Origin of the sequence: Paenibacillus nasutitermitis (assembly GCF_014641075.1) — a bacterium.
Lineage (GTDB): Bacteria > Bacillota > Bacilli > Paenibacillales > Paenibacillaceae > Paenibacillus_Z > Paenibacillus_Z nasutitermitis.
In genome coordinates, this window is record NZ_BMHP01000013.1 from 44,555 (window position 1) to 66,777 (window position 22,223).

Annotated in this window: 15 protein-coding genes and 1 pseudogene; 15 read left to right on the forward strand and 1 reads right to left on the reverse strand. The window is 43.2% G+C overall.

All coding sequences use genetic code 11. The annotated features are described in order from the left end of the window. Nucleotide 1: 1 nt before the first annotated feature. The 8 genes and pseudogenes from IEY46_RS33965 (at nucleotide 2) to IEY46_RS34000 (ending at nucleotide 13,478) form a co-directional block, all read left to right on the forward strand. The gene (locus tag IEY46_RS33965; RefSeq protein ID WP_189000198.1) at nucleotides 2-4,180 is read left to right on the forward strand and encodes a TIGR02680 family protein; all 4,179 of its coding nucleotides are present in this window, start codon (nucleotides 2-4) and stop codon (nucleotides 4,178-4,180) included. An 18-nt stretch (nucleotides 4,181-4,198) separates the two neighbouring features. Beyond that, nucleotides 4,199-5,503, forward strand: coding sequence for a TIGR02679 domain-containing protein (locus IEY46_RS33970; RefSeq protein WP_189000200.1), 1,305 nt, complete (start codon nucleotides 4,199-4,201; stop codon nucleotides 5,501-5,503). A 204-nt stretch (nucleotides 5,504-5,707) separates the two neighbouring features. Next, nucleotides 5,708-5,938: an AAA family ATPase gene (locus IEY46_RS33975; RefSeq protein WP_268239558.1), complete on the forward strand. Its 231-nt coding sequence runs from the start codon at nucleotides 5,708-5,710 to the stop codon at nucleotides 5,936-5,938. Nucleotides 5,939-6,587: 649 nt separating this feature from the next. After that, nucleotides 6,588-6,845: a hypothetical protein gene (locus IEY46_RS33980; protein WP_229750732.1), complete on the forward strand. Its 258-nt coding sequence runs from the start codon at nucleotides 6,588-6,590 to the stop codon at nucleotides 6,843-6,845. A 185-nt stretch (nucleotides 6,846-7,030) separates the two neighbouring features. Next, entirely contained in the window at nucleotides 7,031-7,948 is a 918-nt protein-coding gene (locus IEY46_RS33985; RefSeq protein ID WP_189000207.1) for a caspase family protein, read from the forward strand. Then, nucleotides 7,945-10,194: a hypothetical protein gene (locus IEY46_RS33990; RefSeq protein WP_189000211.1), complete on the forward strand. Its 2,250-nt coding sequence runs from the start codon at nucleotides 7,945-7,947 to the stop codon at nucleotides 10,192-10,194. Before IEY46_RS33985 ends, IEY46_RS33990 begins: the two co-directional genes overlap by 4 nt. A 523-nt stretch (nucleotides 10,195-10,717) precedes the next feature. Continuing rightward, a complete protein-coding gene (locus IEY46_RS33995; protein ID WP_189000213.1) occupies nucleotides 10,718-11,044 on the forward strand; it encodes a nucleoside triphosphate pyrophosphohydrolase in 327 nt (108 codons plus the stop codon). Beyond that, nucleotides 11,028-13,478, forward strand: a pseudogene (locus tag IEY46_RS34000) (DEAD/DEAH box helicase family protein). The gene IEY46_RS33995 and the pseudogene IEY46_RS34000 overlap by 17 nt, the downstream one beginning before the upstream one ends. Nucleotides 13,479-13,909: 431 nt before the next feature. On the opposite strand, the gene IEY46_RS34005 reads toward IEY46_RS34000, so the two are convergent. Beyond that, nucleotides 13,910-14,227, reverse strand: coding sequence for a hypothetical protein (locus tag IEY46_RS34005; protein WP_189000216.1), 318 nt, complete (start codon nucleotides 14,225-14,227; stop codon nucleotides 13,910-13,912). Nucleotides 14,228-15,263: 1,036 nt separating this feature from the next. Between IEY46_RS34005 and IEY46_RS34010 the strand changes: the two genes are divergently transcribed. From IEY46_RS34010 to IEY46_RS34040, 7 genes are all read left to right on the forward strand, one after another. Further along, nucleotides 15,264-15,620: a hypothetical protein gene (locus IEY46_RS34010; protein WP_189000219.1), complete on the forward strand. Its 357-nt coding sequence runs from the start codon at nucleotides 15,264-15,266 to the stop codon at nucleotides 15,618-15,620. A gap of 368 nt (nucleotides 15,621-15,988) precedes the next feature. Then, the gene (locus IEY46_RS34015) at nucleotides 15,989-16,972 is read left to right on the forward strand and encodes a hypothetical protein (protein WP_189000222.1); all 984 of its coding nucleotides are present in this window, start codon (nucleotides 15,989-15,991) and stop codon (nucleotides 16,970-16,972) included. Between the two features lie 22 nt (nucleotides 16,973-16,994). Continuing rightward, nucleotides 16,995-17,423, forward strand: coding sequence for a hypothetical protein (locus IEY46_RS34020; RefSeq protein WP_189000225.1), 429 nt, complete (start codon nucleotides 16,995-16,997; stop codon nucleotides 17,421-17,423). A 96-nt stretch (nucleotides 17,424-17,519) separates the two neighbouring features. Beyond that, on the forward strand, nucleotides 17,520-17,720 hold the full coding sequence (locus tag IEY46_RS34025) for a type II toxin-antitoxin system VapB family antitoxin (RefSeq protein ID WP_189000229.1): 201 nt from the start codon (nucleotides 17,520-17,522) through the stop codon (nucleotides 17,718-17,720). A gap of 21 nt (nucleotides 17,721-17,741) precedes the next feature. Then, nucleotides 17,742-20,891 carry a DEAD/DEAH box helicase gene (locus tag IEY46_RS34030; protein ID WP_189000232.1) on the forward strand — a complete coding sequence of 1,050 codons (3,150 nt, stop codon included), beginning with the start codon at nucleotides 17,742-17,744 and terminating at the stop codon, nucleotides 20,889-20,891. 12 nt (nucleotides 20,892-20,903) lie between these two features. Continuing rightward, nucleotides 20,904-21,284, forward strand: a complete 381-nt coding sequence (locus IEY46_RS34035; protein ID WP_189000234.1) for a (deoxy)nucleoside triphosphate pyrophosphohydrolase — start codon at nucleotides 20,904-20,906, stop codon at nucleotides 21,282-21,284. Between the two features lie 528 nt (nucleotides 21,285-21,812). Beyond that, a partial coding sequence (locus tag IEY46_RS34040) for an IPT/TIG domain-containing protein (protein WP_189000237.1) occupies nucleotides 21,813-22,223 on the forward strand: 411 nt, incomplete at its 3' end.

Here is a 22,223-nt window from a genome sequence, read left to right on the forward strand (position 1 = left end):
TATGAAAAGACATATTGAACGTTGGAAGCCAAACCGCATTATTTTTTTTAACTATTGGTACTTCCCGAACGAAGAATATAAATTCAGAAATGGCAGACTCCTCATTAAAGGTCACAACGGTGCAGGAAAGTCCATTGCCATGAATACGGTCTTTACCTTCCTTATCGACGGCAACAAAGACCCAAAACGCCTGGACCCGTTTGAATCGAGCGACCGCAAGTTTTATGATATTTTGCTTGGCGAAGAGTCGCTCAACAAAGACATTACAGAACGTATTGGTTACGTTGTTGTTGAGTACAAACTTGGCGACAAGGAAGAGTACATGACAACGGGCATCGGCATGTATGCTAAACGAAAAAACCGGAAGATGGAGGATGCATGGGGCTTTGTTATCCCGAATCGTCGGATTAAAAAAGGAAAGAATTCACTGTCACTTTATAAAACCGAGATGCTGGACGGTTCCCTCGAAAACATCCCGTTCAATAGAAAACAATTCGTAAACGATGTTGGAGACTCCGGTCATGTGGTGGATTTAAACCAGTATGCCAAACTCATCAATGACAAACTTTTTGGTTTCCCTGATGAATCCGGACTCAAACTGTTTACGGATGTGCTTGTTCGCCTGAAAAGCCCGAAACTTACAAAAGGTGGCGGACCTGATGATCTGAAGGATACTCTCAATCATTCCTTGCCTTCATTAACCGAGCAAGAATTATCGGCACTGACTACAACCGTACAAGCACAAGACCAAACCCAGCGCGAAATCATGAAGACGCAAGCCGACTTATCGTTCGCCGTTAAACTCGATAAAGGCTACGACGATTACGTTTCTTACGTGTTTGCGGATAAGGCAAAACATTTCATCGATAACATGCAAGAGCTGCAAAACGTGAACGCCGAATATGACGCCACACTTACTGAAATTGCCGATAAAACCGAAGCATTTAATGCTGCAGAGCTTCAAATCAAAGTGATTAAAAGTGAAATCGAGGGGCTTAAAGAAGCAAGGTCTGAACTTAAACATGACGAAGTTAGCAATCTTGAAGATGCACTCAATTCGGCTAAAAATACATTTCAAAAGTTAGAGGGCGACAAAACAGACAAGTCGTCCCGTTTCGACAACAAAAAACAAGCATTATCGTCCGAGCAGGATGTCCGACGCAAAATTGAAGACGACCTTTGGGAAATTGAAAAAGAAATGAAAGCCGTGCTAGAAATCCTAGAAGAAATAGCTTACGACACTTCGTTCGCGGATATTTATGACGCTTTCATCGACCATTACAAACGGCATGTAAGTGAAGGAAGGTATGATTTTTTCCATTGGGAGACGCAGACACGGGTTCGCCTTCAACAGCTTGAATCGCTTCATAAACAGTGGTCCGATTACGAGCAAAAGAAACGCGTACTTATCGACATGCGCGAACAAATCGGAGAAAAGCAAACGGCTTTGGATGTACAAAGACAGCTTAGAAGTGACCAAGCGGACCAATACGACCGCGAACGTAATAATAGCTATGTCGAAGTTGAGACCTGGATAAAAGACCTTCACGCCTTCACACTTAGCGTTAATTGCGCTACGACGGTAAAGCGGATGATGAATGGCTACTTGGAATCGGTAACCGAGGAAGAAATGCTTGCACCTATCCTGCGGGAGCGGGATGAGCAAATCTCCAATCTTCAGCTTACACAAGCAATGCTCGCTTCTCAAAAGCAAGCCAAAATGGATGAGAAATCACGTGTAGGACAGGAAAAGGCGGCGCTTGAAGCAAACGAGGAAATTGAACCTGAACTTCCTGAACCAAAGCAAAAACAAATCGCAGAACTTAAAGCCAAAGGCATCCCCTTTGTCCCTTTCTATGCTGCGGTTGAATTTAAACAAAGCCTCTCAGATGAGCAGAAATCGCGCTTAGAATCCGTGCTCGCGGAAGTGGGTATTTTGACCTCGCTTATTGTGCCGACTCCCTATCAAGGCGCGGCGCAGACTCAAGCAGTCCAAAGCAGCAACAACCCCGCAACTACAAACAACCTAACGCAATACTTTGATGTTGCAAGCGGCGATGAAATAACGGAAGCAGATGTCTTAGCGGTCCTTAAAGGGATTTCGATTTCGGACACTGATGCACATTATGTATCGGATAACGGTGCTTTCAAAGGTTCCTTTGTCTTTGGCACGGCTCCGCACTATGGGGGGGCAAAATATATTGGCAAACATGCGCGTGAACAAGAACGCCTGCGCAAGATAGCTTCCTTGATGGAGAAGATTGTAGGGCTGGACAACGAAATTGCGCGACTCCAAACCGACATTGATGAAAGCAAAGTCATTATAGGGGCAGTAGAAGAAGAGTTCAAACGGTTTCCGAAGTTCGCTGCGCTTAAAGACGCGAAACGGAAACTGGAAACCATCGTTAGCTACATTGCCGATATTTTAGAACCGGACCTCGTGCGTTTGAATGATAAGTTCAAGGAACAAAAAACGGTTCTTGATGCACTGCTTGCTAAAATCAACTCGGAATTTGAATCCCTTTCCGTAGACAAAAACGAGCAAGCGATTTATCAGGAATGCCAGTACATCGGCAATTTTAAATCGGCTCTCACAAACTTGAAAAGCGCCTGCCGTTCATATTTCGATAAGCAAACACTGCTCGAAAACCAAGATGAAAAAATACAGGAAATCGGCGATGCCATCGAAGAGGCGAAAGGGGCGGTACTTGCACTTGATGGTCAACTAAAAAGCCTTACCGTAAGGATAGATAGCTACGAAACACAATTAAAAGAAATAGATGCCGACGGTATACGCGAACTTGCAAAGTCGATTGCCGACAAGCTAGACAAATTACCCAATGACCTCTCCGACCTTAATCGTTCTTTCGGGGAATTAGATAATGCATTGAAAACTTTAAAAGACCGTTTGCCGCTTGGAGAACAAAAAAAGCGCTTCTTAACGTGGTTTGTTGGTGCTTGGGAAAAAGCACTTTTGCAAGACGTTAATGAATTCGGAGAACGACTGGGCTTACCGTTAGATGCGGACCCTGTTTCTCTTGCAACTGTCGTTATGCAGAAGTTTGGTAATCTTCTTACGAAAAAAGATAGAGTTAAAATTAAGAGTGATATGGGCACCGTCTTTGGTGAAGCAGACAAAGGACTGCCTGAATACAATCTCAGCATGGAGCCGGTCGAATTTGAACTGGACGCACCGGAATTAACCGCTGACCAAAGCAGTCTTTGTGACATCCTGTTGATGATTGCGAAGCGCGAAAAGGTTACGCTGGAGTACCAAGCTCGCCGGGTATCGCCGAACTATTCCAAAACCAAACTCGAAGAGCAAGATAAAATTCTCGCCGATGTGATGGCAGAGAAGGATATCGAGATTTACGAAGACATTCTCATTAATCATGTCGGAGAAATCATCAAAGGAAAAATCCGCAACGCAAAAGAATGGGTACTGCGCATCAACGAAATCATGGAACGCACCCAAATTTCAAGTGGACTAAAGTTTGACATGGTGTGGTCGCCAAAAAGCAATCCAAACGAGGACGAACTGGACACAGTGGATTTGATGCGTATCCTCGAAAAAGACCCAGTCCTTCTCTCGGATACCGACAGAAAGAAAGTCGCGCAGCACTTCCGGTCCAAAGTGCACGAAGCCAAACGCAAATCCGAACTAAGTGGCACTTCTTCCTTTATTGAAGACATCATGAAAGTGCTTGATTACCGCGATTGGTACCAATTCATCATTTATTACACCAAGGCCGGCGAACCGCGCAGAGAAATGAAGAAAAGTAATTTTAATACCTTCTCAGGCGGCGAGCGTGCGATGGCAATGTATACTCCGCTACTTGCCGCGGTAGATGCCAGGCTGCAAAATGCGAGACCTGATGCACCGCGCATATTTGCACTGGATGAAGCATTTGCCGGCGTCGACGAAAAGAACATCAGAGAAGCATTCAAAGTTATCGAATCATATGATTTTGATTACACGCTGAATTCGCAAGCAATATGGGCTTGCTACGAAGAAGTACCGGACCTTTATATTGCGGTTCTAAGCCGGTTAGGCAATGCAAACGTGGTTATGTCCACAGCCTATACATGGAACGGCATTCGAAAACTGCCTGTCGATGAATCTCAAGAAGTTCCGGAAGATAACAGCGAATCATTTAACTCGCAAATCACCTTATTTTAACTAAGTGGGGAACACGTCATGAGCATAGCCAACGAGGCTGCGAAATATTTCAAAGAGAAGAAGGGCTTCGACCGTCTTTTCGTTGAGTTTGAAAAACGGTATAAAGGCTTAGAACGCATTGGCGGCAACGCCATCCTGGAACACGTTACGGATGACGAGTTTATTACCATCCGAGGTGTAATCGGAGACAAACTTAAGAGAAACGGGGACAAGCTATCCGTCCCCTTACTTCTTTTTGAAGAAAAGCTCCAAGGCACAAAATTTTCCGGCATCACACTCTTAACGCTAATAGAGGCGTATACCGGCAAAACAATCATCACGAACAAAGAAAAACAATTGACATTTGAACAGGAGAAAGAACGTTTCTTCATTGAACTCCATCAGGCGCATCCTGGTTCCAATTCCGATTTTATCATGGCTAAAATTAGCGAGAAGTCTCCAGGGACACTGCAAGTTCATGCACTTTATCAACAAGACAAAAAAGCACTTAAAACCGTGCTAGGTGCTTCCCTTAATGCGGTAAATAAACTTCCGCTTCAACAACCCAAGAGACTCGCACTTTTCGCAACAGATGTAACGGATAGTCCGCATTTCTTTGATGTTAAAACAGAAGCGGGGCATCTCCTCATTTCTTTTTTACAATTACTACTAGAAAGGGAAGGCTGGGTATATAAACCCAATCCCAATGCAGAAGAAATCACGGAGATCCTTAGCACTCACAGGATATGGCGAGATGATGTACTTAACTTTGTTTCTTGCTTCGGGATTCGTGGATATAAAGATAACGAAGATTTGTTTAAGGTGCTTGAGGGCGCTATTGAAGAAAAAACGATTTGTAATTTACCTTTACGTGATGTATTTCGTCTAAAGAGAGTAGAAGCATATAAGCAAAAGGTATTCGTTGTTGAGAACTCATCTTTGTATGCAAGTTTAATTGAAGAATTTCAAGACAAGCCGTTCATGCCAAGTATCCTATGTACTCATGGAAGAATGAAATTATCCGCACTCCAGTTACTCGATAAAATAGCTAAAAGTAACAATGTTATTTTTTATGCTGGCGACCATGATCCGCAAGGCTTATCTATCGCTGAAAATCTTATAAAGCGGTTAGAGTCTAAAGTTAAGCCATGGCGGTTCGATAATGAAAGTTATCTGCTAAGTTTATCTGATGAAACGTTTGATTCTGAAAAGATGTTAACCAACATTAAAGAACCACAGCTACAAGAACTTATTCAAATTATGCTTGAACATCGGAAGTCCGCCTTTCAAGAAAAGTTAATTGAGCATTATTACAATGACATTCTTCGTGAATTAACAACCTAAAATCCCAAGATGGAGTCGGCGCAGTGTTCAGCACCGATAATAATGGCAGTTTTGATATGAAATGAAAATAAGTGAAAATGAGGAAATACTTCTATTTTCGCTTGTTTTTTATTTTTGCAGGAAAATGTAACCATTTGTCGAATCCTTGTTATTATTATAATCGATGAATGGGTGAGTTTACGTATGCAACTTTATAGTTAGAAAATTGAAGGTTTTCGTAGGCATCTGGATACAGAGGTGTTTTTTTCGGACGCTACCTTTCTGATAGGCGAGAATAATGTCGGCAAGAGTTCAATTTTATCCGCCTTGAACTATTTGTTAAATGATATAAAGAAAATTCCGGTAGAGGAATTCTTTTCGTTCCTGGAAGAAGGTACTGCCACCAATGTTCGCGGGGTGGATAAAATTGTTAGTAAACTAGATAAAACGGGTTGAAAAGTCATCGCAGAAGTCATTGGAAAAACAAGAATAAACAAATTTCTACGTTTGATTCAGTAATAAAACATGTAGATCCAAACGAGTAATAGCAATTAATGAGACATACGAATATCCATCTATTTTACACGATTATAAAATTGACAAGTTGAAGAAGAGTGTTGAGGAAAAAGGCTTCCTCGCAATTCGAAATGGGTAAACTAGATTGCGATTTTACATGGAGTGGCGGGCATGAAAGGCTGTCCTGCCATCCGAAACCCTTGTGGTTTCGCCCTTTCGCTTGAAATCATGCCCGTAGAGGCTCCATGTCAAATCGCTCTATTAGTAACGAATACCTCGACTTTTCCCACGAAGTATAGCGAAGAGCCGGAATAAGGTTGGACAAATGAAGACCCTCAACAATAGTATTGCTAGAAATGCTTAATGGGAATCTGTTAGTTGCCGGAAACGGAAATCACAGATCAGTGTTACCCAAAGAGTTGTTTATCTCGTCTATAACGGCTGCTGTCTCGGAAGTTAAGATCCTTTGACTCGGATTTATCAAGACTCACTATAGGATCATAATGAGTAATATCGAAGAAATCATATTGACAAAACTGTTGGCGAGGGAAAGAAACAATTCTAAGGTTAAAAAGAAAGGATGATTTCCATGCGGGGTTGTTTCATTACACCTATTCCAGAGAGATTTGAAGACCCGTTTTATCCAGTTTCAGTTACAATTGAAGATCAAGTAGGAGAGATAATTTTTGAGCATGATCGCATGTTTGGAAGGTTTTTGGTAAGTGACGATAACGTTCGTTTCAAATCTATTATTGACAATATTCAAAGGAATAGTAAAACTGATTGGGCTAAACTAACTAGTGAAATTAAGGATGCTGTTTTTGAAGAAATAAGAAAATCCAAGTAGGAACATAATGAGACATAAGGATAATTCCACGAATGTAGAAGTTAGTTCAATGAAACAGTGACAGTCTAGGGCATAATTTTCTCGTCCTTGATTGTCGCAGTTTCAATTATTGGAATTAGTCAAAAACTCATTAGTTTGTGGCGTGTTATTGGCTAGAATCATCCTTATAGAAGGGGGATTTCTCTTTGGGCAGGTTGGCATACATCATTGGAATAAACAAGTATTTGAATTGGCAACCGCTTCATTGTTCGGTGAATGATGCGATATATATGCAAGAGGTGCTCAAGTCCTGCGATTTCGAGACTGAGTTATTACTAGACTCGAACAAGGAAACCTTGCGTGAGGCCTTGGCGTCGTTCTGCTGGAGATTAAGGGAGTATGATACGGGGCTCCTATTTTTTGCCGGACATGGAGTAGAGTTAGAGGGACGTCAATATATTGTGCCAAGCGATTGTGTTAGCCTTGGCGACGATGCTTTGCTGGATAGTCTGGTGGATACTACTGAGTTAATCCTTAATTTTTCATCATGTGATGATTTTACTGGTCTTGTATTGCTCGATTGCTGCAGAAAAAGAGTGCAGAGACACTTCCTTTCAAGAGGAGAGACTTCCCCAGCAAGGGATATTTTCAAGTCAAGGGGTGTGTACATAGCATTCGCTACCGGGCCGGATGGAGCATCTCATGAATCCGGTAATCATGGTATTTTTACGAGTTCAATGGGAAAAATGATCGAAAAACAAGGGGATGAGAAAATAGAAGATATTTTTAAAGCAGTGCGCAGAGAAGTAATGAAAGAACACCGTGATCAAATTCCCTGGGACTACTCCTCCATGTTGGGGGACTTTTATTTCAAGGGGCGACAAGAGTTCCTTGAGATAGAAGTTGTTGTCGAAAGCCAAGCGGAGTTGGATAGTAAGCTAAATAAAATAATTGAGCGAAATTTATGCTACTCTCAGTTGGTCAGCGAGATTGAAAACTGGTATTATTCGGACTTTGATAAGGGACTTGTAAAGGAAAAGAGCAAAGAACAATTTATACAAATTATACTGCAGAAAATTGATGAACTGACTCTTGAAAGATCCGGAGAGGTGACGATAAGTTGAAGAAGTCGCAAAATCAGTCAATTGGTGTTGCCGTAATAGGGAAATCTGCCTCAGGCAAGTCAGCATTCATAAGGTCATTCAGTAAATATCCGGAAAAGATTAATTCCGTCGGAAAAGGACAAACCACGCGTTCTTACTCCGAGTATAACTTTTTAGTGACAGATACGGACCAACCAATATCAGTGAATATTGCTCTCATGAGCGAAAGAAATTTTGTGCAAAGAAGAACAGCCCAAGTGATCGAGAAACTATACGCCTATATGGAACCAGGCCTAGGTAGACCGTTGCTTACACTTGACTGGATGAAAGAACAAATAGCTGAATACTTGGACGATGTCAAAGAAGTTGTTATTCATTCAAGTGACTTCTTTGACATTCGCGAATTTTCTTTTTTATCACCTTTACTAACAAGTACATTAGATCAGTTGTTCGTTGAAGCGTGCCAAATTATAGTAACCTTGAATGACGAAGACTCTAAGGAAGATATTCATCTTCTCGACATAAAGAGGATAAATGAGATCAAACGAAGGTTGAAAACCTCCAATGCTGCTGATGATGGGGACAAAACGCAATCAGATGCGATAAGCACTAACAAGGAAAGAGAAGAAGAAGCGATCGAAATGGTATGGTCCCAGTATTTCACAACTGCTTACAAGTACATAATGGAGACAATCAGATCCGTATACAGAGGGAGTGCGGAAATCCAAAATGATATCGAAGATACTACATTTTCATTTGATCTAGCAGACGGAAGCAAGACGGAATTTCTCGAGCTCTGCTTAAAAGTCAGCCAAGTTGAAAACTCGACGGAAAAACGATCCCTTTCAAGCATTGTTAATAAAACAAGGATAACATCTGTCATCAGCAAACAATATTTCGAAAAATTGCATTCGCTCAATTTTAAAACGATTTTGCTTGTTGATACTTTTGGGCTAGATCATGCCCAGGCTATCGATGACCGGGTGTTACGCGAAAGATATCATAGAATCTTTAACGATGATTATCCCAAATTGTCTGTGGCATTTTTCGTAGAGCCGATCCGGGCTGGTGCCGCCAATGACTTCTTGAAGGAGATTGAAGTACTGTACTCCCAGAAGCCTAATATTATGACTTACATTATAGCTTCTTATGTAGATGAGCAGAATGAAGAAACTATTATTCATAATAAAGATTGGCTCCTATTAAAGGAAAAGAATAACGATTACCCCAATTTTGATGGAAGAGTACTGGAGACGGTTTTTGATAGCAATCGAATCGCCAATACCTTAAAGCGATCTGGTGTACCAGAGACGCTTGCTTATAAACGGTTAGAGGTTATGCGTAAACGATTCGGATTGTTCTGTGGAAATATACAAGAAATATCCGAACACAAACACCATGTGATGACCCTGATGAACGAAATGAATATCGTATCAATTACTTCTGTCATGACGTCTATTATTGATAAGGAGCATCTTGGTAATGGATACATTAATATCAATGCATTACAGGAAAATCTTAAGAATAAAGAACAAATCATTCCGTTTGCTAAAATTATGATTGCGAAAGCCACAGAGAGATTCAAAGAACTATTCTCAGATGTAGGACCCAGAACTAAAGGAAAACTTAGGCAGAACTTAGGTTCTAAAATATTAGGGTTTAACGGTAGTACGGCAGATGTCACTTGGTATCGAGTATTCAGTGACGCATATAATCACACTTTCACCAAGAGAGTGAACATCGACGGCAAAAGCACCATGTTATCTGAAGTGTTTAGACTGGAAGGAAATGAGAAAATTGCATTCGATGAATTGATGACTGGATTCTATAAATACTTATACAATGTGAAATACATGGGTGACGTATTGCCACTATGGCAGCATGAAATCAATTGGATCGATTATGCAACCGAAACGGAACAGAAGGATTGTATGTGGGGCATTTTATTGAAGTGTATTCCGGAGGATGAGTTTACCGCCGCTGATCGGTATCCCCGCGTCGTTGATTGGTTGATTCATATGCATGATTTTAAAATGAAGTGTAACGAGAATTTTTATGAAGATTGGAGTGAAATATTCTCCAATAGGATGAACAAGGCATTAATTGATCAGTGCAGAAATCATAATATCAAGGTTGCGGCAAATAAAGCGAAGCGTTCGCAGTCATCTTATCTACAAGAAAAAGAAACTCTTTACTTGGATTATAAGCACAATTATGATTCCAGAATGGAAAAGCCGGAGTTTTATAGGTTAATCAACGAAACGTAACGTGCATTACTTTAGAAGATGAATTCGTTCCACCATCTTTTATCATGTCGCGTAATGTCGTCTGTCGGTGATAGAAACTTTCAGCTGACCGAACCACCTCGAAGCAACTCTTGGAACAAGAGTTGCTTCGAGGATTCCTTGATGTATTTTCCTGTGATTCTGCCCCTACTTTCCAAACTTATGTGGGACTGATTTGGCATTAATCTTGATGTAAAATTGATGTAAAAAATCAATAGGAGCCCTAGGATTGCAGCCCAAAGATCCGAAGGTAGTTGGCAAAAACCGCGTCATATCAAGGTTTCTTCGGGTTACAACGGACTAGATCCGAAGCAGGTTTGTTCCCGCATACGGTACATGTAAATCTTTATAATGAACAAAAAATGGACCTGAGCGATTTTTAAATCAATTCCGCTCAGGTTCTTTATATTTCCACCCTACCCAATCCCCCTTATTTAAAAACAGCAGCTGCCTCTTTTATGTTAAACTTACCATGTAAGTATTATCCAAATAAGCAGGTGAAACCGTGCCAACATACAACAAACTTGTTCGGGATAAAATCCCTCAAATTATTGAAGCAAATGGAAAGACACCTCACACTCGCATATTGAGTGCCGACGAATATCAGAGTGTGCTACGGACCAAGCTCCGCGAAGAGACTGAAGAGTATTTCCAGGCTGCGAATCCGCAGGATGCTCTGGAAGAGTTGGCAGATATGCTGGAAGTGATCCGGGCATTGGCTGGGGCGCAGGGGGCAAGCTGGGAGCAGCTCGAAGCTATTCGGGTGAAAAAAGCAGAAGCCCGCGGCGGCTTTGAAGATCGGGTGTATTTGATTGATGTCAACGAAGATTAACGTCAAGCTGATTACAGGCAACCTGGCAGACGAACTCATTACCGGCATGCAGAATGCCTCGGGTATTTATATCATGACATCCTTTGTGATGCAGTCCGGTGTGAGGCTGCTGGCACCTCATCTCAAGCGAGCCCTGGATAAGGGGGCGGAAGTGATGATGCTTACCGGAGATTACTTGTATATCACCCAGCCTGAGGGGCTCAGGGCGCTCAAGGAAATCGATGATCGGCTGGAAGCACGGCTATGGCGCAGCTCCGGGACTTCTTTTCACCCCAAAGCCTATTTGTTTGATTACGAGAATGATGAAGGGCTCCTGATCGTAGGCTCCTCCAATTTCTCGCTGTCTGCGATGAGGATGGGCATGGAATGGAATTTGGCTATGAATGCCCAGGTGGAACCATACACGTTTCAGCTTGCCATTGAGAAGTTCATGCGCAATTTCTATCATGAATCCACGCTGTCGCTCAACGAAAGCACCATCTCTTTGTACGAAGAGGAGTATAAGCATTATCACCGCAAGAATCCGGAGCTGATCCGGCAAATCACGTAGATGGAAGAGGCCGAATACCGCCCGTCCGAATCTGAGCATCAGGAAGCCGAGCCCTCAACCGATTCCTGGATACCCCTTAAACCAAGGGCAGCACAGGAGGCGGCGCTTGAAGAACTGGAGCGAACCCTGGAAGAGGAATATGACAAAGCCATGGTCGTGATGGCCACTGGTCTGGGCAAGACGTATCTGGCAGGCTTTTTTGCCCAGCGCTTCACCCGGATCCTGTTCGTTGCCCACCGTGAGGAAATTCTGTATCAGGCACATAAATCCTTCAAACGGATCATGCCTGATCGTACATATGGCATCTACAATGGCCAGTTTAAAGATGGGGAAGCGGACTGCGTGTTTGCTTCCATTTATACGCTGGGGATGAAGAAGCACCGCGAGTCTTTTGCCCCGGATCGGTTCGACCTGATCGTGGTGGATGAATTCCACCATGCCGCGGCAGCATCCTATCAATCGGTCATCAGCTATTTTAAGCCGAAATTTCTGCTGGGCATCACCGCGACACCCGATCGTATGGACGGCAAAGATATTTATGCGATCTGCGACGGCAATGTGGCCTACCAGATTCATTTTATTGAAGCGATTCGCCGCGGATGGTTATCGCCTTTTCGTTATTTCGGGATCCACGACGATACGGATTACACGAAGCTTCGATGGATGGGCAGCCGGTATGATGAGGAGCAGCTCGCTGCCCTTCAGCTCCGGGAGAGTCAGGCGGTCAAGATCTACGAGGCATGGGATAAGCACAGACAGACCCGGACAATTGGTTTCTGTTCGTCCATTCGGCAGGCGGATTATCTGTCGCAATATTTTCAGGAGCAGGGAATCGCTTCCCTCAGCCTTCACTCGGGAACGGTCGGAATGACCAGAGAAGAGGCGATACGCCAAATAACCGAAGGGAGCCTGGAGGTTATTTTTACGGTGGATTTGTTCAATGAAGGCGTGGATATTCCGAGCGTGGACACGCTGCTTTTTGTGCGGCCTACGGAATCCCTGACGGTGTTCACCCAGCAAATTGGGCGCGGTCTTCGCCTGACCGATGACAAATCATACTGCTCCATTATCGATCTGATTGGCAATTACCGTAATGCCGATGTGAAGCTGAGTCTATTCGCCAGAGACGACGGGCAGGGGAAAGGCAGCAAGAAAGAGCCGATCATTCCCTCCGTTCCGCTGGATTGTGAAATCAACCTGGAGACCGAAGTTATCAATCTGCTTGATGAATTGAGCCGCAAAAGAATGCCGCACCGGGATCAGCTGCTCCGTTCGTTCCTGGAGTTGAAGAATGAGAGGGGGAGAACTCCGACCTATCTTGAGCTGCATCTGCATGGAAGGTCCAACAGCATGGAATATCGCAATGAGTTCGGCTCTTATGTTGGTTTTCTCCATTGGGCTGAATGTCTGACCCCTGCGGAGAGCGAGGTCTATTACCGTTATGAGGCGTGGCTCCGGGATGTGGAGAAGACGGCCATGTCGAAGAGCTACAAAATGGTCGTGCTGTTAAATATGCTCGAACGTGGTGGGGAGAACTGGACAAACCCGGTCACGCCGCGGGAGGTGGCTCCCTTCTTCCACCATTACCTCACGGACAAAGAATATTGCAAGCGCATCGATTTCTCGGATCGGGAATCCCAGCGGCTCTGGACCTATAACGAGGACGGCGTCAGCCAACTGATTGCCCGGATGCCCATGACCAAGTGGAGTTCGTCCAAGGGGAGTATGACCGTCTTCGAAGATGGGGTGTTTTCCTTGAAGCTTGATCCATCACCTGAGGAAAAAAGCATCCTGCATCAATGGACAATGGATATTTGTCTGTACAGGTTGCATCTTCATTTTGAGCGGAAAGAGCAGAAGTATGGAGGCTTACTGGAGCAGTAATGTAATTTTTAGGGAAGTTATTGAGTGTGTACTTTCTTGAATTGATATTATGCAATACTTAATCATAAGATTGTAAGTCATGTCATTTTGGTAAACACTAATTATTTTCATCACTAAGGGTAGGAGGAAGTATATGAAGACAATCAGTGTTACTCTTGATGAGGGTGAGCTGCAGAAGCTGAATTTCACCCGACCCCAGTGGGATAAGCCGCGTCAAAGATGCGGTTGTCGATGCGATTTGCCGCTTCATTGACTCGTGTACCCTATGATTCTCCGAGATATCTCCCTCCAAATCCATCGGTAAGAAAAGTTGATCCATGTAACATTGAATGTAAAAAGAAACCTTCTCCTACGGGACGGTTTCTTTTGTATGAAAATTTTGAAAACAGGGGTGTTCCGTCGTTTTTATAACTTATAGGACAGCCACTTTTTTAAAATTTTTCTTTGTCTTTTAGCTTAAAGTATTCCGGAAAATTGGTTAAATAACCGTAAAACGAAGGGCTTTTATCAAGCAAAGGCTGGGCGTCCTTTAGTGCTGACACTGGGATCTTTCCGCTATTTACATCTTTAATGATTTGTACCATTCGATTGAAATCCTGTTTACTAATCAAAATTTTGCTCGGGTCTTTTTGAGCTACCTGAGTGGTTGGGTCAGAAACTCTATGATTCGTATTGCTTTGAGCATAAACGGCACTTCCTCCAATAGCTAAAGCGATAACGGCTGTGGCAACAATCAGTTTTTTGTTCACTTCCCAAAATCCCCCTTTCTTAGCGTACTAATTTCAATATAACAGACGAATCAACTTCAAAAAAGGTTTCTTATCGGTGTGTCATGAACGAATATTGTAGGGCATCCCGTATGTTCACAAAAGGACCGTATAAGCTTCGGAGTAATCTCAATCGAATGTAGCTACAGTACATTTATCCTACCAAACTACCGTATATGTGCCAGCCGTACCGTAGTTGAAATTAGATACATAGACTGAATGATAATTGTAAGTAGGAGTAAAATCGGCGATATCGTTGTCATCTGCATCAAGCGTTGCTTGAGATTTAAACACACTATCTCCTGAAGTTTCATCGAATAGCTGGACGAGTACAAAATTATAATCCGGGTCCTCTCCGTTTGGTACCGGATCAGTGTAAACTTTAAAAGTTCCATTCGCATATATATCGGTGGACTTTTGGTTGGAATTATAACTTAATTCGGATAAAGTTCCTAATTCTGTGCGGAACTATCAATCGCGGTTTTGTCTTGGATGTCGGGGCTTTGGGATAGCAGTAGAGGGGTGCATCAGTCAGTAATAGGTATATACTGAAGAGAGCAACCTTTTATAGCGAAATTGTTTCAATAGTCGCTCAGGTTCATTTTTGATCATTATATCGTTTTGGGCCGATACCAGCTGTAAAGTTAAAATCAGTGGGGAAGGCGGCATGAATGGGATGAGAGTGAAAAGTATATAACAACTGCCAACGAGGTGCATCATGAAAAAAACAATAAGAGATCCACTTCCATTTCGATATCCATCCCTTTGATTATAAGAAGGAGGTCCTGGAGAAGCTGGAAGCCGAGCGGAGGTTGTATTGGGAAAACCATAATGTTCAACCTGATTAATAATTCCCTGCTTGATTTAGTCCGTGGGCTCCCTCCCACATGAACGTATATTCTTGCTATATAAGTTCGTATGTTCTTTGCAAAAGAATTGGCCCTTCATTCTGCAACACTTTCGATGCAACAATTTACATTTTATTGCCGTATTGTAAGAAAGGGGGTGGATTAAAAAAATGAAAAAATTTGTTATTATAATATTAACTTTATTATTATCTATATTTGCAACAGGCTGTTCAAAGGATTCAAAAAGTAAGTCGAGCGAAGACTGGTCATCCAATTTTGTAGTATGGAACAAGAATATGTATAACTTTACAAATGAAACAGTCCTAGATGTTGAGGAAAGCATTGGACAAGTCGAGAAATATTCAGACAATGAGAACATTAAGACATCAAAAGTCTTTTCCAATATTTATCCAGAAGGTACAAAGATATATAAAATAAAAGATATCTCGACTGATATAGCAATTGCAGTGGGAATCAACGACAAGTATATAAAAGGGAGTAATTCCGAAAAATATGGTTCCAATTAGTTTATAAAGATGATCGAATAGGCGGGGTCTCCCTTCATGAATTGAACTTCTCTTTTGTGAAATCCTTTTCTGACTTCTGCGATGTTGCCAATTCAGCATCAGGTTGATCGTTGTGTCGAAATAGGAGTACTTGTATTGCGTTTAACCCAGAACGTGCCTTTGGCTCTTGGAACAGTATTGAGTGAAACCCAGAAATTCGAATGTTTCTGGGTTTCCTTCCCCGCGTTTTTCCCTGTTGTTACTCGCAAAGCGTCCGAACTCGATGATCTTCGTATTCTCTTCGGCTATACTTATTGCAAGCAGCATACGAAATCGTAAGTTCTTTAATAATACGGTGCCGAAACGTCTTAGAAACTGGAGGAAAGCGAATGAAGATAAAAGCATCTAAGAGATTGGAAACCCACATGCAACCCAACAAAATAGGTAACGACGATTATCAACACTTTATCCAGGAACGGAATGGAAGATGCTTGCTTTATAATCGAAGCCTTTCATTGGTCAAGATATTGGATGTATCGATATTGAAAACAGAGAAGTCCTTGGAGACAAATTATTTGTATCACATTGATTTATCGAATAAATGGATATGCTTTTATGGGGAAACGGGATTACAGATATTTGATTTTGAAGGAAGAGAACTCTTCGCGTTACAACAAAGTGTTCTGGCTATTTCTACTGCCCCGGATGGTTTCGTATGGTTGGCATTCAATATCAATAGCGAACAGGTGGAGTGTAGATTAATCAATATTTCTACAAAGAAAACGGCTTCCATTTACTTGAATGACCCCATGACGGGCATGGTGCCAGATGGAGAACATGCTGTTGAGCTTTTGGATATACCCGAAAGAAAAGATGGGATCTGTTTATGTTTTAGTGATGCGCAATGTAGTATAAAAACATATTTTATCGCAGAAAACAATGGACAACTTGAGATTTTTGAAGAACTTGAGGATGACTTTTATCCAATGTGTTTTTCCGATGATGGCCGGCAAATGTTAACCCGAACGTTTTCGGATTTTGATGGTGTATTTAGAGTTTATTCAATTCCAGAATGGAAGGTTTTAGGAGAAGTGAATTTCCCGGATGAAGAATCCATGTTTTCCATGACCGGATATTATTTAAACGAACATACGGCGTTAATTTATGAGGAAAATAAAGAGGATTACTGTTGCCTGAACACCGCTAGCATGCGATTGGAAAATCTGGAAATAGACTGGAATGGATATGATACAGGTATCAATGATGAGATTTTAAAGGACTATCGGATTTCCAAGAGTGGAGATGAGCTTTTTATTCGTGCAAAACACCCTGACGAAGAAGAAGGGTATTATTGGGTCGCAAATCAGAGTTAGCGATGATAAAGGAGATGCACAAATGAAAGAAGCGCTTGATTACTTTCTAAATGAAGAACAAGTCTGCAAAGAAACAGATGATCCTGATGAGGGTATTGATTATATTTTTATGTTAGACCAGGAAGAATGGAAAATTCTTGTGGGCGAGTGGAACGATCGTTCGATATCTTGGAAAAGCGCTGTTACATATTTTGCAGGCTTTCGCAGACTATCAGTTAATAAAGAGATTGTGATGAAAGCCATAAATGATGAAGCAACCAGCGTTTACGAACAAGGTCTTCTTTCTTTACATCAGACGTTGACTGAAGAATGGGAAGAAACGGGAAGTACATCGATTGCACTCTCTGAACAAGAAAAGAAGGCAATTTTGGAAAAGTTAGAAAAGACAAGCGATGGCTTCAGAGAGTTTCCCGAATATAATGAATTAGCAAATTTATTGACTGACGGATAAAAGATATAGATAACGATAACATAAATGAATCTGACGAATTTGGGAATACAATCATACGCTATTTATTTTGCATCACTTAGGGTAGGGGGAATTAAGATGAAGACAATCAGTATTACTCTTGATGAGGGTGAGCTGCAGAAGCTGAAAGAATGGTTTCACTCTGCGTCTGATGATGAAGCCGTCCGCTCTGCAATTTCCCATGTTTTGAATCAGATGACCTACAGTGCTTTGCTGGAGCTTGAAGGTAAAGTCAGTTGGGAAGGCAATCTGGATGAGATGAGAGAGGAAAGTATATAACAATCACCAACGAGGTGCATCATGAAACAAGGCCTATACGAGCAACTCATCAATAAATTAACGAGGGATCAGCTCGCTGCACTAGACCCTTCCTTATTCCAGATTGGCACAGAACGGTTGGATTCGGAAGAGGCGCGGAAGCTTCTTTCGACCTATATATCGGCGGTAACGCGAAGAGCTCTGAAGATCGTCAGAGAAATGACGGATGATGATGAGGCCGTATTGGCTCAGGTGCGAATATGCAATGAAATGATATCCACCTTAAGAAATAGCCTAGATGATGAAGATCTCAACGAATGGAAGCTGGATGAGCAGGGTGAGCTTCTTACGTTCGTCTATTCGAAGCTTAATCATATCAGAGGCATCAAGGACGCGAAGGTACTGCGCCCGGCCACGCCGCTATCGCAAAGCTCTTTGTTCACAGGTGCGCATTCCGAGCCGAATATGATGAGCGAGCTTCAGCATGAGATTGTCACCTCGGATCGAATTGATCTGCTTGTCTCGTTCATTAAGTGGAGTGGACTTCGTATTCTCATGGAGCAGCTTGAACATTTTACCGAGAACGGCGGGCAACTGCGAGTCATTACGACCACTTACATGGAAGCCACAGATTACAAAGCGGTAGCAGAGCTGAGCAGGCTCAAGAACACAGTCATTCAAATCTCTTATGATACTGACCGCACGCGTTTGCATGCGAAAGCGTATATTTTCAGGCGTGATACAGGGTTCACAACGGCATATGTGGGATCTTCGAATCTATCCAACCCTGCATTAACAAGCGGCTTGGAGTGGAATATCAAAGTGACGGAGAAAGATTCCTACGATGTTCTGAAGAAAATCGAAGCGACCTTCGAGAGCTATTGGAATGATCGTGAATTCAAAAGCTTCACAGCGGATAACGAGGAACATCAACTGCAACTGAAGGAAGCTTTGGGCCGGAAGAAGCTGCGGGAACAAGAAGAGCTTCACTTCCATTTCGATATCCATCCCTTTGATTACCAGAAGGAAGTCTTGGAGAAGCTGGAAGCCGAGCGGAGCTTGTACGGGAGAAACCATAATCTGCTTGTTGCCGCAACGGGAGTTGGTAAGACGGTTATTTCAGCCTTCGATTACAAGCGTTTTGCGCAAAAAAATCCCAACGCCAGGCTTCTATTTGTCGCGCATCGGGAAGAAATTCTCAAGCAGAGCCGGGATACGTTCCGTTTTATTTTGAAGGATCTAAACTTCGGTGAGCTTCACGTTGGCGGGGATCGTGCGCGGTCCATTGATCACCTTTTTATCAGCATTCAAAGCTTTAATTCCATGAAATTAGCTCATATCACGAATCCGGATTTCTATGATTTTATTATTGTGGATGAGTTCCATCATGCTGCGGCGCCATCTTACCAAGCCCTACTATCACATTATGTGCCTCGGATCTTGCTAGGCTTAACCGCGACACCGGAACGGATGGATGGTAGGGATATTTTACGCTACTTCGATAACACCATCGCTGCAGAAATCCGCTTGACCGACGCGATTGACCGGAAGCTGCTTAGTCCATTTCAGTATTTTGGCGTTACGGACAGTGTGGACCTCACCCATGTCAAATGGTCCAGGCGTGGTTATGATCTCAAGGAGCTCGAAAACCTCTATTCCAACAACAAGATCCGTGTGACGCAGATCCTGAACAGTATGAGAAAATACGTGACCGATATGGAACAGGTGAAAGGGCTCGGGTTCTGCGTCGGTGTGAATCATGCGGAATATATGGCCAAAGTGTTTCAGGAAGCGGGTATTCCTTCTATCGCTCTGCACGGTAATTCCAGTGATACAGATCGTGACCAGGCGAAGATCAGGTTAGTCAGCGGGGAGATCCGTATGATTTTTGTCGTGGATCTCTATAATGAAGGGGTAGACATCCCGGAGGTCAACACGATTCTGTTTCTTCGTCCGACGGAGAGTTTGACGGTGTTTCTTCAGCAGCTTGGTCGCGGCTTGCGGCTTGCAGAAGGCAAGGAATGCCTGACCGTTCTTGATTTTATCGGACAAGCCCATAAAGACTATAACTTTGCGGACAAATTCCGCGCCTTAATCGGCAAGACGAAGCATTCCATTCAAAACTATCTGGAAAATGGTTTCTCGACGCTGCCCCGCGGCAGTTTCATTCAATTGGAAAAGCAGTCGAAGGCGTATATACTTAAGAACCTTAAACAAGCTACACTGAACCGGAGAAGCCTCATTAACAAGATGAAATACTTTGAAGGTGATACAGGGCTGCCGCTGACACTGGAGAATTTTGTTCAGCATCATCATATGAGCTTGCAAGAGTTCTACGGTGGGCGCACTGGAAATCGAACGTTTAAGGGACTGATGGCGGAGGCTGAGCTTATTGCGTCCTTCGAATTTGCTAATGGGGAGTCTCTTACCAAACGCATTCCGGCTCTCCTTGGACTCAATTCGCGCAGGCTCCTGAGTTTTCTTATTGGCTGTCTTGAGAATGGTCGTAAGCCTGCTTCAGAAGAAGAGCATCTGATGTTTAACATGCTGTATTATACCTTCTACCGTTCAGAGCCTGCCAAGCAAGGATTTGAGAGCATCGAGCAGGGCGTTCAATCCGCCGTATCGTGCCCGGAATTCCGGGATGAAGTGCTGCAGATTTTGAAATACAACTATGCTCATATTGATTTTGTAGATAAAAAGAATCCCTTCCCCTATGCATGTCCGCTGGATGTTCATTGCAAATACTCCACGGATCATATTCTAGCGGCTTTCGGATTCTGGAACGAAGAGAAAGCTCCGGCTTTCCGCGAGGGAGTCAAATACTTCGAGGATAAGAAGACGGATATTTTCTTCATTACCTTAAATAAATCGGATAAAGATTTCTCGCCTTCTACGTTGTATGAGGATTATGCGATCAACGAGCGTTTGTTCCATTGGCAGACGCAGAGCCGGATTGGCGAAGAAACCAACACCGCCCAACGATATATCCATCATCGGCGAACCGGGAATCGCATCGTTTTATTCGTTCGCGAGTATAAGGACGAGAATAATTATACCTCGCCTTTCGTATTCTTGGGTGAAGCTGGATATGTCCGACATGAAGGCCATAAACCGATGAGCTTCGTGTGGCACCTGATGGAAGAGATGCCACCATCCCTAATCCCCGCAGCAAACAAGGTTATTGTATAGGATGTGAGGAAGATGATCCGAGTAGCGGCAGCGATTATTGAGAATGGGCAGAGACAGCTCCTGATTGCCCGGAGGAAGAAGGGGAAGTCCCAGGAAGGCATGTGGGAGTTTCCGGGCGGGAAGATCGAGCATGAGGAGACAGCCGAGGAATGCCTGAAGCGGGAGCTTCGGGAAGAGATGAATATTGAGATTGAGCCATATGCATATTTCGGTGTGAACGATCATTGGTATGGCGAGACGCATATCCGGTTGATAGCCTATCGGGCGGGGTATGTGAGGGGTGAGATCAGGCTTGTGGATCATGACGAATATGTTTGGGTGAACCCGAGACATTTTGGAGAGTTTACGTTTGCCCCTGCGGATGTTAGGTTTGTTGAGATGCTTTACCATTAGTAGGGTCAATTATAAGGGCTGGATCTTGACTAGCGATAGCTAGTGATCCAGCTCTTATTCGTCTACCCGTCGTTCCAAATGATCTATCGCCGCGGATTGTTTATACATCTGTCAAATAGTTGGGAGGAGTTTTTTCTGCACCTTGCTTGCTTACCCTATGCTTTTTGAGAAAACGCTAATGTCCCGTTATTCTTCCATGGCAAAGCGACAACGACAGCAGAACGAGGCAGAAAATATTGACGAAATTCAGAGTTTATTGAACTCAAGGGATGCTCTATTATTATTTTCCTAGACACTATCTGGCCAAACTAGTATAATTTTACTAGTATAATTGTCGAAATATGGGAGTTGAGGCTTGTGTAAACTATCTGCTGCTTCGGCAGATCGATTCAAATAGATTGTTTTGAAGGCGGGGTAACAATTGCATAAGGCGATTCCAATGAAACAGATACGAGATTCCTCAGAATTGGATGACCCGGACGAATCTGCGCTCTCCATATATGAAGTACAAAGAGAGGTTGATTTTAAATGAATGAGAAACAGTATAAGAAAAGGATATCTTCGGTACTGATGAGTTTCTTGTTGTTGTTCCTTCCTGTGATACAGCTAGCTGTAGGCGCGAGTGTGGCCTTTGCGGCAACAGCGCCGACGATCACAAGCGTGTCGCCGACGGAGGGTCCTACGTCCGGAGGTACGAGTGTCACGCTGACCGGTACGAATCTGTCCGGGGCAACCGCGGTGATGTTTGGAGCAACCGCGGCGACGTCCTTTACAGTAGACTCGGCGACACAGATCACGGCTATCGCTCCGGCGGGTAGTGCGGGAACCGTAGACGTAACGGTAACGACACCAGACGACACATCCGCGACATCGGCGGCAGACCAGTATACGTACATAGCCGTACCGACGATCACGAGTGTGACGCCGACGTCGGGTCCG